General features: G+C 38.7%; 8 protein-coding genes. All 8 read right to left on the bottom strand.

Annotation, left to right across the window (positions count from 1 at the left end; translation table 11 throughout):
- Window positions 1–283 precede the first annotated feature (283 nt).
- The gene (locus V1503_RS11975; RefSeq protein ID WP_410627170.1) at window positions 284–598 is read right to left on the bottom strand and encodes a hypothetical protein; all 315 of its coding nucleotides are present in this window, start codon (window positions 596–598) and stop codon (window positions 284–286) included.
- 264 nt (window positions 599–862) lie between these two features.
- Complete coding sequence (gene hpf / locus V1503_RS11970) at window positions 863–1,408, bottom strand: ribosome hibernation-promoting factor, HPF/YfiA family (RefSeq protein ID WP_214484304.1); 546 nt, start codon at window positions 1,406–1,408, stop codon at window positions 863–865.
- Between the two features lie 801 nt (window positions 1,409–2,209).
- Window positions 2,210–2,596 (bottom strand): DUF8042 domain-containing protein, encoded by a 387-nt coding sequence (locus V1503_RS11965; protein WP_320257592.1) that lies wholly within the window; start codon window positions 2,594–2,596, stop codon window positions 2,210–2,212.
- A gap of 8 nt (window positions 2,597–2,604) precedes the next feature.
- Window positions 2,605–2,955, bottom strand: a complete 351-nt coding sequence (gene fliT / locus V1503_RS11960; RefSeq protein ID WP_410627167.1) for a flagellar protein FliT — start codon at window positions 2,953–2,955, stop codon at window positions 2,605–2,607.
- Window positions 2,955–3,356, bottom strand: coding sequence for a flagellar export chaperone FliS (fliS, locus tag V1503_RS11955; protein WP_410627165.1), 402 nt, complete (start codon window positions 3,354–3,356; stop codon window positions 2,955–2,957). Before fliS ends, fliT begins: the two co-directional genes overlap by 1 nt.
- A gap of 22 nt (window positions 3,357–3,378) precedes the next feature.
- Window positions 3,379–4,890 (bottom strand): flagellar hook-associated protein 2, encoded by a 1,512-nt coding sequence (locus V1503_RS11950; protein ID WP_410627163.1) that lies wholly within the window; start codon window positions 4,888–4,890, stop codon window positions 3,379–3,381.
- Window positions 4,891–4,907: 17 nt separating this feature from the next.
- Window positions 4,908–5,264 (bottom strand): flagellar protein FlaG, encoded by a 357-nt coding sequence (gene flaG, locus V1503_RS11945; RefSeq protein ID WP_410627161.1) that lies wholly within the window; start codon window positions 5,262–5,264, stop codon window positions 4,908–4,910.
- A 236-nt stretch (window positions 5,265–5,500) separates the two neighbouring features.
- Window positions 5,501–13,660, bottom strand: a complete 8,160-nt coding sequence (locus tag V1503_RS11940) for an Ig-like domain-containing protein (protein ID WP_410627159.1) — start codon at window positions 13,658–13,660, stop codon at window positions 5,501–5,503.
- Window positions 13,661–13,663 lie beyond the last annotated feature (3 nt).

The raw sequence follows: 13,663 nt of genomic DNA, 5'->3' as shown, positions 1-13,663 counted from the left end.
GGATATGTGACAACCACTTCGTTTTTTTTCATTGTAAATCATTCATAATTAGGCTGTAGACGTCCAAGACTGATCAATGGGTAAAATTAGAAGTGCGGAAGTTTTTTCATGAAGTGACCTAGATTGAGTTTTCAACTACTTTCGTTTTCATTTATTCAATTTGTAGTTAATGGTGATGGAGTACATACTAATAGCGGTATTTTTTTAAAATTTCATCAGTCATGAACTGAAACATGGAGTGATGTTGCTGAAGAGATTGTTCAATATGTTTAAAATGACTCTTTCACTGAGAAAGGTTATTTACAACAGCTTCCTTAATTTCCGTTACATCGTTTGCAATTTTCGATAGTCGCTTATCTGCTCTTGTAAAATGCTCGTCCATTTCACCTTCAAGCTTCGTGAAGCTTTTATCCACTTGTGTAAAACGTTCATCTATTTTTGTAAAACGCTCATTTATTTCATGTTCTAGCTTTGTGAAGCGTTTATCAGCTTGGGTAGAGCGCTCGCCCATTTCACCTTCTAACTTCGTGAAACGTCCATTTATCTTTGTTCTAAATTCCCGCATTACGCTCATAAATTCTAATAAAATCTTCTCCATCATATTCACCTCCATTCATTAACATTAATTAAAAAGCCTCACAACAAACTCCTTCTCGCCATAAACCACAAATATAAGGTTACTCGACATATACTATTATATTATTAACAAAGTAACGTTTCTATAAAAGAGCAATGAGTAATTGACCAATAATGCAAAAGATCATATGCAATTTCATACATAGCAAGCACTTTACTCTTACCTCACATTAAACATTAAAAAACGTTAGGTTATGAACAACCTAACGTTTTCTTATCGATTTTTTTAATTCGGTTCAATTAAACCGTATTTGCCATCTTTTCTTAAATAAACCACATTTGTGCGGTTCGTCTCTGAGTTCGTAAATACGTAGAAGTTATGACCGAGCATATTCATTTGCAAGATTGCTTCTTCACTGTCCATCGGCTTTAAGTTAAAGCGCTTTGTACGGACAAGCTTTAAGTCATCCTCTTCTTCATCAGGTATCGCTACAGGCTCATTTGTAAACATATATTTAGGAGTTCCAGTATCTCGGAACTTACGGTTCACCTTAGTTTTATGCTTGCGAATTTGTCGCTCAAGTTTATCTAGCACAAGGTCAATCGCTGCATACATATCTTCATGATTTTCCTCTGCTCTTAACAATAGCTGAGACATTGGAATCGTTACTTCTATTTTAGAATGCTTATCACTATGAACTTTTAAATTAACATGAACTGTGGCATCTGAAGAATCATCGAAATACCTTTCTAATTTACCTATCTTTTTCTCAACATACTCACGCAATGCTGGAGTTACTTCAATGTTTTCACCACGAATGTTGTAAATCATACACGAACTCCTCCTTTAGTTAACTTGAGGATGTTCAAAAAAGTCCGGGAAAACTGACAGTGAATATCTGCGTTGGTTTGCTTTTCCGATCCTCATGTACCCTTTAAGCATACACCCTGGTACTCAAAGCTCCACCGCCTTGATCTTCTTCGTCCTTTTTATCCTCATTTTTGAACTCCATTTTGAAAGGATGTTCAAAAAGTCCAGGAATAAGACTTTACAATTCCCCATCCTTCTTATCCTCATTTTCTTGAAACTTATAACTTATTCGAGTTAAGATTGTGTGGAAGTTGTTTAAAATCTATACGCCACATACCCTCCTCTTATCTCTAGAAATCCGCTAAGCGGTTTTCTTAAGCTATGTATATACATTTCTACAATGCCCTTATCATTTCCTTCTTAAACGTCAAATAATCTGTGAATAAATTGTGACGATTTTCATTATATACATAACCGATATATTACAAATTAGACGTTAGAAGAAGGTAGTATGTAAAATTAGTTAAAAGATTTTTATATCAAACCCAGCTTATGAAAAAGCAACTTACAGTTGTTGGTGGAAGAGAATAAAACACTCGTCCCTAACGACCGATATTTAGCAAGCTACAAATTAATTTTTTAGAGGGTAATTATTGTTATGCACAAAATAGGATCCTTATGAATCATGACCTTCCCCTTTTTCCTTTATGCGAGGAATTAAAAAGGGATTGATCATTTTTAAGCTGATCAATCCCTAAGAACTCTTTCTAACAAATTGTTTAACAATACATGTTAAGGGAATGCTAATGAACCAACATCTTTTTACTGTTGAATATACTTACGTAGCGCCCTTTGAATGGAATTCTTCCATGTTATGAAGACTGGATTAATATTGCTTACAATTAACCTCTGCTTTGCAGCCACGTCAAAAATGACGTCTTCAAGCTTATTCACTTCATGTACTACATCCTCGAATTGATCGATATGAGATTCTACATCCGCATCCTCACGAAAGATTTGAACCATAAATTGATTTGTTTCGTAAATCTTTAAAAATGCAGCATGAATATCAGCAAAAATCCGATCACTTTCAGTTTGTTCGTAGTTTTCAAAGCTTGAAATTACATAATCAAAGCCTTCTTCAATCGTATCTAACAAATTAAAATATTGTTTAACCATCTCAAACTGTACAGCATCAAGTGTAACCATTGTGTCACCTATTTTCGTTTATCGTAAAATACACCATCTGTAAGTAAACTTCTGTATGGGTTAACATACTTGTTTGTAGATTGCTTTCTTTTTTTGATGTCAGTCAAATCGAACTTAATTGTATTTTTTAATTGCAGTAATCTCTCATCGATATCCTTATTGATAGACACTATTTCAGCTCCCAGCCTCTTCTCTTCTACCGTATGGGGTGGCTTTAGCGCATCAATTAATGTCTGTCTTGTCGTTATCAGTTCCTCTATACTTGCTATATGACCGTCACGTTCATCCTTAGTAATTTCCTTATGTAATATGTCATACAGCTGCTTGGATACGTTGTGCAACGCTAAGACAGTATCCACTATGCTCGCCCGCCTTGATCAGGCTGTTGCTGACGGTTGATAAGGATAACTTCCTTCCATGCATCACGAAACTCAGTTATATGTCCTTCTACTTCTGTAAGTGCTTCAACATCATTGTTAATGTTCACTTCAACCAGCCTATGATGAATATATTCATACATCGTCATCATATCTTTAGATATTTCTATATCCATGTTTAACGATCCCATTAACTCTTTAATAATGTTTTGTGTCTTTAACAGATTGGTGTTCTTTTCTTCAATGCTATTCTCTTGAATGGCTTTGCGAGCTAGATTAATAAATTTTAAACAGCCATTATATAGCATTAACGTAAGCTCTCCTGGCGACGCTGTGACAACAGAGTTTGTCTGATAAGATTGATAAGGATTATTTAATGTCATATTACTTTTGCACTCCTTTTAATTAATAACCACCGCCGAATTGCTCAAGTAAATACGCTGATTGCTCGTTTGCACGTTGGATCGCTTGCTCCATCGCAGTGAACTGTCTCCAATATCGGTCTTCAATTTGAATTAATCGATCTTCGAAGCTATCGATTTGTTCATCGATCGATACTAAGTTTTTCCCTATCGAAAATTGTTCATCTGTCTTAAGTGGATTTCCTGCCTTCTCTACGATTTGTTCCATCGTTGTGCTCAGTGTATCTCGTAATCTTGTAGCAAGTCCCTTTGATTCATGAGAGCTTCCTTCTGCATTAAACAATTCATAAACTGCTTCTGGATCTTCGGCAATTTTCTCACGTAATGTGAATTCGTCAATTTCAAGCTTCCCATTTTCTAAGTAGTCTTTTGTAGTATTAATACCTAAATCATTTAGCATAATTGAGCCATTGTCAACAGATACTGGAGAATATAAATCTATTCTTAATTGATTTAAGCCGCTCGATAGCATTGAGTCATTCCTAATTAAGCCGCTTTTCGCTTGTGCTTCCCATAATTCAATTTCAGTCTCACTCATTGCCTGCATTTGCTCATTAGTTAAAGGTGGATAGTCACGATTACGGCTTTCAGAAAGCTTACCATTTATTGTATCAATGATTTCATTATATTTGGCAACAAATTGTACAACTGTATCAACAATTTTATCTGTATCTGTCGATGTGGAAATACTTACTTTTGTTCCAGGGCTTTCACCTTTTAATGTATAGGATACGCCGTTAATTTTAAATTCATTGGATGAACGGGTTGTGCTTAAACCGTTTATTACAAATGCTGCATCTTCCCCACTTGTTTTAATTGGTGCATCTGAGCCATCAATTACTCCATTGCCATCCGTATCACCTAGTTCTGCACCAGCAACTGCTGTAAAGCCTATTTCTTGAAAAAACGCCTCCGTCTCAGGGTCGTCAATCATAATTTGTGACTGTGCACCTGGTTCATTTGATGTAATGACAACTTTGTTCGTTTCTGAATCGTGGAAAATATTTAAATCAAGCTCCTTTGTATCATTAAGCTTCTTGATAACATTATCTAACGTGTCAGTATCAGAAATATCGACCGTTATATTATTACTTACAGTTCCATCGCCATTTGTGACTGATAAACTAATCGTTCGATTTGTACCAGCCATAAAGTTAGCTGTCCCATCAGATATCCATGTGGCTGGTTTAGCTAAATTTAACACTTCGATCTCAGTCGAAATATCCGAAGCAGAAGAATCAGCAATTGCTGTCACAACACTGTCATCAGAGCTTACCGTTGTTTTTGACAGTAGGTTACCTTCACGATCAATTCCTTCGAAAATAAAAGTATCTAATTCCTTTAACAGCGTGTTCATTTCTCGATAATCATCACGCTGCCATTCTAACAATTGCTTTTGTTGATTTAATTTATCAAGCGGCAAACGCTCTGTTCTCATTAAATCACTAACGAGTTGATCAATATCCATTCCACTAGCTAAACCACCTATACGCATCTTATTACCTCCATATGTTATATTTTTTCATCAACCATTAAACCAATGAAATCTGTCATTGCTGCATATAAATCTAGTATTTTCTTTGCTGGTATTTCTCGGACTACTTCTTTTGTCAAATCATCTATAATCGTGACGTAATATTCCTCTAATTCTTCATGGTATTCGTACTTAATAGATGTCCTTGTCGATTCAACAAATTTGTTTAATTCATCAAACAGTTTTTCTATTCTAGATTTAGGAACATATGTTATGGTTTCTTCTAATAATCTATTAACATTCTGCTCCATATTTTTCTGATTTTTAAAAGCTTTCTGACCTTCTATATAAGGTGTGGTGTAAGGAACAATTGTTGTCATATGATTCATATCCATAAACTCACCCCTTTACCGCTTGCTTACTCATTATATCGGTAATATTGGAAAAAAGTTGATAGGAAAGAATAGCTTCAATATAAAAAGAAAGAATTATATGATCATCATCTAGCATAATGGAATATTACAAATTGACTATAAACAAATAAAATTGCATGACCATCTATTAAAGAAGGGTTGACCCTTAAAGAGTCAACCCCATCATGCTCATATTTTCATGCTATTGAATGATCCTACTACTCAATAACATAAAAGCTATGTCGCATATACATACTTCCATTAAAAGAAGGCTTTAATATCGATAAGATATTATTAAAATCTGTAAAGCTTGGTTTTATATTTCTAAACATGAACCTTGATGTGAAGTCTTGTTGGTTAGTATTCGCCACTTCGTGTTGTTGATTAACACTTGTAAGTCTTAATGACTTGTGTGGGTGACTTGTTACGTTTATGTTCGTAATATTTGATGGTGCAGGAACAGTGACGATTGAATATGATCCTTTACCACCATAATAACCTCGGATGTACACACTTCCTCCTGGTGAAGTAGCCGGTATAGTGATCAGACCATTTGCGTCTACTGTTGCTATATTTTCATCACTACTATTAAATGTTGCGCTATCCGTTACATCCACTTGGGTACCGTCAGACATATGTGCTATCACTTGACCTTGTAATGTCTCGCCTTGATTTAACGTCACTGTACCAGGCTCAAATGATATATCTGTGACTGTCGGTGGTTGTGGAATCGTTACTGTCGTTCTCGTTGTTTTTCCTTCATAACTCATGTCAATATATACTGTGCCTGCTCCTGCTGTAGCTAATATTGTGATCAAACCATTAACATCTACTGTTGCTAAATTTTCATTACTGCTGCTATATGTTGCATTTACAGTTACATCAGTTTGTGTGCCATCTCCTAGTGTTGCTGTCACTTGTAGTTGCTGCTCTTCTCCTTGTTTTAACGTTACTGTGTCTGGAGAAACTGTTAAGTTTGTAACTTCACTAGGATCTGGTGGTATTTGGACTGTAACCGCTGTAATAATTGCATATGATGATTTACCACCATAATAACCACGAATATATACACTTCCTCCTGGTGAAGTAGCCGGTATAGTGATCAAACCATTTGCGTCTACTGTTGCTATATTTTCATCACTACTATTAAATGTTGCACTATCCGTTACATCCACTTGGGTACCGTCAGACATGCTCGCTATCACTTGACCTTGTAAAGTCTCTCCCTGATTTAACGTTGCTGTATTCGGCTCAAACGTTAAGCTTGAAACTGTAGGAGGCTGTGGAACCGTCACTATCGTTCTCGCTGTTTTTCCTTCATAGCTCATGTCAATATATACTGTGCCTGCTCCTGCTGTAGCTGATACTGTAATTAAACCATTTGCATCGACTGTTGCTTGGTTTATATTACTGCTGCTGTATGTTGCATTTGCTGTTACATCAGCTTGCGTGCCATCTCCCTTTGTTGCTGTTACCTGTAACTGCTGATTTTCTCCTCGCTTTAACGTTACTTCGGTTGGGCTAACTTCTACGCTTACTACTGCATCTGGCCCTAGCTCTACTGTGACAATTGTGTAGTTTGATTTACCTCCGTAATATCCTCTAACATATACACTTCCATCTGGTGCATTTTCTGGAATTGTAATTAATCCATTCTCATCTACTGTTGCTATATTTTCATTACTACTATTAAATGTTGCACTATCCGTCACATCCATTTGAGTACCGTCTGACATATTGGCTATCACTTGACCTTGTAAAGTATCACCTCGACTTAATGTCACTGTACCAGGTTCAAATGTAATTCCCAAGACTGTTGGCGGCTGCGGAATTATTACCTTTGTCCTTGCAGTTTTCCCTTCATGGCTGATATCAACATAGAATGTACCCGCCACAGCCGTATCTGAGATTGTTATGGATCCAGCTGTATCTACTGTAACATTTAAATTATTACTACTATACACCGCACTTGCTGTCACATCTGCTTGTGAGCCGTCTCCCTTTGTTGCTGTTACCTGCAACTGCTGGGTTTCTCCTGGTTTTAACGTCACTTCTGTTGGACTAACTTCTACGCTTACTACAGTATCTGGCCCTGGTTCTACTGTGACGATTGTGTATGTTGATTTACCTCCGTAATAACCTCTAACATATACGCTTCCATCTGGTGCATTGTCTGGAATGGTGATTAAGCCATTCTCATATACTGTTGCTATATTTTCATTACTACTATTAAATGTTGCACTATCCGTTACATCGGCTTGGGTACCGTCAGACATATTGGCTATCACTTGACCTTGTAAAGTATCACCTTGATTTAACGTCACTGTACCAGGTTCAAATGTAATTCCCAAGACTGTTGGTGGTTGCGGAATTATTACCTTTGCCTTTGTTGTTTTACCTTCATGGCTGATATCAACATAGAATGTACCCGCTACAGCCATATCTGAGATTGATATGAGACCAGCCGTATCTACTGTAACATTTAAATTATCACTACTATACTCCGCACTTGTTGTCACATCACTTTGTGAGCCATCTCCCTTTGTTGCCACTACTTGCAACTGCTGGGTTTCTCCTGGCTTTAACGTCACTTCTGTCGGGTTAACTTCTATGCTTACTACTGCATCTGGCCCTGGCTCTATTGTGACAATTGCGTAGTTTGATTTACCTCCGTAATAACCTCTAACATATACACTTCCCTCTGGTGCATTGTCTGGAATTGTAATCAAGCCATTCTCATCTACTGTTGCTATATTTTCATTACTGCTATCAAATGTTGCACTATTAGTCACATCCACTTGGGTACCGTCAGACATGTTTGCTATCACTTGACCTTGTAAAGTATCACCTTGACTTAACGTCACTTCACCAGGTTCAAATGTAATTCCAGAGACTGTTGGTGGTTGCGGGATTGTTACTGTCGTTCTTACTGTTTTCCCTTCATAACTCATATCAATATATACCGTTCCAGGAATAGCCTTATCTGGAATGGAAATAAGGCCATTTACATCCACCATTGCAAGTGTTTCATCACTACTACTATAAGTGACACTGCTTGTTACATCCATCTGTGTATTATCAAACAAGTTAGCTAATACGAGTAGCTGCTGACTTTCTCCCGGCTTTAAAGTAATTTCCAACGGATCAGCTGTAATGCTTAATACTATTTCAGGAATGGTGACTGTTGTTGAGCCCCTTATTCCTTGGTAGCTTCCTGTGATTACTACATTACCGCCATTGGTGTCTGGTGAGGTCGTGATTAATCCAGAAGCGTCTACCATTGCTAAACTCTCATCTGCACTGCTATATGTCACTAAGTTCGTTACATCTACTGTCGTTCCGTCAGACATATTGGCTACAACTGTGATCTGTTGTGTTTCTCCTTGAGCCAACGTTACTGTTGATGGATCTAATGTAATTCCTTGCACTGTTGCTGGCACTGTTACTGTTGTTGTACCTGTATATCCTTCATAGCTTCCTGTAATGACTACTGTGCCTCCAGTTGCATCGGCTGGAATCGTGATTAATCCAGTCACATCTACTGTTGCTTGGCTTGGGTCGTCACTACTGTATGCTACTTCGCTTGTTACATCCTTCGTTGTTCCATCTGACATATTGGCTACAACTGTGATTTGTTGTGTTTCTCCTTGTGCCAACGTCACTGTCGATGGATCTAATGTGATTCCTTGCACTGTTGCCGGGACAGTTACTGTTGTTGTACTTGTATGCCCTTCATAGCTTCCTGTAATGACCACTGTTCCACCTGTAGCGTCTACTGGAATCGTGATTAATCCAGTCACATCTACTGTTGCTTGGCTTGGGTCGTCACTACTGTATGCTACTTCGCTTGTTACATCTTTTATTGTTCCATCTGACATATTGGCTACAACTGTGATTTGTTGCGTTTCTCCTTGTGCCAACGTCACTGTCGATGGATCTAATGTAATTCCTTGCACTGTTGCCGGGACAGTTACTGTTGTTGTACTTGTATGCCCTTCATAGCTTCCTGTAATGACCACTGTTCCACCTGTAGCGTCTACTGGAATCGTGATTAATCCAGTCACATCTACTGTTGCTTGGCTTGCGTCGTCACTACTGTATGCTACTTCGCTTGTTACATCCTTCGTTGTTCCATCTGACATATTGGCTACGACTGAGATTTGTTGTGTTTCTCCTTGTGCCAACGTCACTGTCGATGGATCTAATGTGATGCCTTGGACTGTTGCTGGGACAGTTACTGTTGTTGTACCTGTATGCCCTTCATAGCTTCCTGTAATGACCACTGTTCCACCTGTAGCGTCTGCTGGAACTGTGATTAAACCAGTCACATCTACTGCTGCTTGGCTTACATCATCACTACTGTACGCTACTTCGCTTGTTACATCCTTTGTTGTTCCATCTGACATATTCGCTACGACTGAGATTTGTTGTGTTTCTCCCTGTGCCAACGTTACTGTTGATGGATCTAATGTGATGCCTTGGACTGTTGCTGGGACAGTTACTGTTGTTGTACTTGTGTGCCCTTCATAACTTCCTGTAATGACCACTGTTCCACCTGTAGCGTCTGCTGGAACTGTGATTAAACCAGTCACATCTACTGCTGCTTGGCTTACATCATCACTACTGTACGCTACTTCGCTTGTTACATCCTTTGTTGTTCCATCTGACATATTCGCTACGACTGAGATTTGTTGTGTTTCTCCCTGTGCCAACGTTACTGTTGATGGATCTAATGTGATGCCTTGGACTGTTGCTGGGACAGTTACTGTTGTTGTACTTGTGTGCCCTTCATAACTTCCTGTAATGACCACTGTTCCACCTGTAGCGTCTACTGGAATCGTAATTAATCCAGTCACATCTACTGTTGCTTGGCTTACATCATCACTACTGTACGCTACTTCGCTTGTTACATCCTTTGTTGTTCCATCTGACATATTCGCTACAACTGTGATCTGTTGTGTTTCTCCTTGTGCCAACGTCACTGTTGATGGATCTAATGTAATGCTTTGCACTGTTGCTGGCACTGTTACTGTTGTTGTGCCTGTATACCCTTCATAGCTTCCTGTAATGACCACTGTTCCACCTGTAGCGTCTACTGGAATCGTAATTAATCCAGTCACATCTACTGTTGCTTGGCTTACATCATCACTACTGTACGCTACTTCGCTTGTTACATCTTTTGTTGTTCCATCTGACATATTGGCTACGACTGAGATTTGTTGTGTTTCTCCCTGTGCCAACGTCACTGTCGATGGATCTAATGTGATGCCTTGGACTGTTGCTGGGACAGTTACTGTTGTTGTACCTGTATGCCCTTCATAGCTTCCTGTAATGACCACTGTTCCACCTGTAGCGTCTGCTGGAACTGTGATTAAACCAGTCACATCTACTGCTGCTTGGCTTGCGTCGTCACTACTGTACGCTACTTCGCTTGTTACATCTTTTGTTGTTCCATCTGACATATTGGCTACGACTGAGATTTGTTGTGTTTCTCCCTGTGCCAACGTCACTGTCGATGGATCTAATGTGATGCCTTGGACTGTTGCTGGGACAGTTACTGTTGTTGTACCTGTATGCCCTTCATAGCTTCCTGTAATGACCACTGTTCCACCTGTAGCGTCTGCTGGAACTGTGATTAAACCAGTCACATCTACTGCTGCTTGGCTTACATCATCACTACTGTACGCTACTTCGCTTGTTACATCCTTTGTTGTTCCATCTGACATATTCGCTACGACTGAGATTTGTTGTGTTTCTCCCTGTGCCAACGTTACTGTTGATGGATCTAATGTGATGCCTTGGACTGTTGCTGGGACAGTTACTGTTGTTGTACTTGTATGCCCTTCATAGCTTCCTGTAATGACCACTGTTCCACCTGTAGCGTCTACTGGAATCGTGATTAATCCAGTCACATCTACTGTTGCTTGGCTTGGGTCGTCACTACTGTACGCTACTTCGCTTGTTACATCTTTTATTGTTCCATCTGACATATTGGCTACGACTGAGATTTGTTGTGTTTCTCCCTGAGCCAACGTCACTGTTGATGGATCTAATGTGATGCCTTGGACTGTTGCTGGGACAGTTACTGTTGTTGTACCTGTATGCCCTTCATAGCTTCCTGTAATGACCACTGTTCCACCTGTAGCGTCTGCTGGAACTGTGATTAATCCAGTCACATCTACTGCTGCTTGGCTTGCGTCGTCACTACTGTACGCTACTTCGCTTGTTACATCTTTTGTTGTTCCATCTGACATATTGGCTACGACTGAGATTTGTTGTGTTTCTCCCTGTGCCAACGTTACTGTCGATGGATCTAATGTAATTCCTTGGACTGTTGCTGGGACGGTTACTGTTGTTGTACTTGTATGCCCTTCATAGCTTCCTGTAATGACCACTGTTCCACCTGTAGCATCTGCTGGAATTGTGATTAATCCAGTCACATCTACTGCTGCTTGGCTTGCGTCATCACTACTGTACGCTACTTCGCTTGTTACATCCTTTGTTGATCCATCTGACATATTGGCTACGACTGAGATTTGTTGCGTTTCTCCTTGTGCCAACGTCACTGCTGATGGATCTAATGTAATTCCTTGGACAGCTGCTGGGACGGTCACTGTTACAGTCCCACTAATTCCTTCATAGCTTCCTGTAATGACCACCGTGCCCCCTGGTGCATCTTGAGGAATGGTGATCAATCCACTCGTATCTATTGTTACTTGACTTTCATCAGCACTGCTATATGTTGTGCTACCCGTTACATCAATTTGCGTATTGTCAGACAAATTTGCTAATATTTGTAGCTGACTTGTCTCTCCTTGCGCAAGCGTTAATTCATCTGGCGTAAAGATTAAACTCTCTGCAGTAACATCGAGTACTTCAATTGTCGCTACTGCTGTTTTTCCGTTATGATATGCTCTAATATATGCGATCCCGCTTGTAGCGTTTTCTGGGATTGTTACTAGTCCATTTTCATCGACCATCGCTATACTCGTATCATCGCTACTATATGTTGTACCTGTCTCTCCTAATGTCACATCTACAACGGAATCATCATCTTTTGTAGCTGTTACAGTTAACTGGTGTGTCGTCCCTCTTAATAAAGTGATGTTTTCAGGTTCAATTTCTACATTTTTAATCACTTCATAAGGCGGTATCGTAATCGTTCTCGCTACAAACTTCTCATCATGATCTGACAATAAATTTACTACATACTCAAGCTCTCTTATGTCAGCACTTGGTTCTATTTCTACATCCCAAGAAACTTGTTTTTCTTCGTTAGGATTTAAAGAACCTATACTTATTTCTTGTTGTTGATTTTCAGCTAGCTTTAAACCCCTTGGTAAAACAATGTTTAATCTAGCATTCGTCTCTGTATAATTTTCAACGTTAGTAATATAAGCAGTAACTGTAAACGGATTTGGACTGTAGCCATTCTCGGTTGCCTCTACAATACTCGCACCAGTTACACTTAATGCTAAAGGTGGTGTTAAATCTTGTGAAAGCTCACTTATACCATAAAAGGTCTTAAATTCTTTTACTTCACCAGGAGCTAATACAGTTGGGTTCCAATAAATAGCAACTGCACTATCTTCATCACTGTCGTTGTTACCACTAAAGTCTCGACCAGGTAAAATCGAATAATCCCATATTTTACCTCTTATTCTTGACCAACCTATAAATTGGATTTTATCGGGCTTGAAAGTAGTCCCATTAAAAACGCTTCCATGTGTTATGACTGTTGGTTCTTCAATATCATCAAATGCTTGCCAATATTCAGGAATGTTATCACCTGTGTACTCTGTTTCTGTATTTACAATACCTTCCCCTGGTATTCTAAATGGAGCACCATCGTTAATCCCAAGCATCGTGTCCAACATAATACGTAACCCAACCTCATGACTTTGATTGCCATTGTTAGTAACTAGATACTTTATTTCAACAGTATCATCATTATTTGTGTTTTGATTTTTCACAATAGATAATACTTGTTGGATAGAAATATCGCCTCTCGTTTGTACTGTTGAATGAGATAAATTTGCGTAATCATACGTACCTGAATTATCAGCTTCAAACCAGAAAGGTACGCCATCTATATTTAATGAAGTCATAGAAGACCACGGAACACCCTCTTCATGACCATATAGCATTTTTTTATTATTATCTCTATCATTGGCTGGGTTACCCCCAGTTGTTCCTATTGTAAATCTTCCTGCATAAGTATCATTAGTAGTATTAGGTGCTACATCAAATTCAATAAAATCATTCCCAATTTCACTCTCTGCAATCGCATTAGAATGATTCACAAAAAACGCAAAGAAAAATACTAAAAATAATGCAAGATATTTTGTGTTTATCCATTTCTCTGAAAACACTTTCATAAT

It is taken from the genome of Nanhaiella sioensis, from assembly GCF_046557775.1.
In the GTDB taxonomy this organism is placed as follows: domain Bacteria; phylum Bacillota; class Bacilli; order Bacillales; family SM2101; genus Nanhaiella; species Nanhaiella sioensis.
The sequence above is the reverse complement of the archived record's forward strand: the minus strand, read 5'-3'. Positions and strand labels throughout refer to the sequence as shown.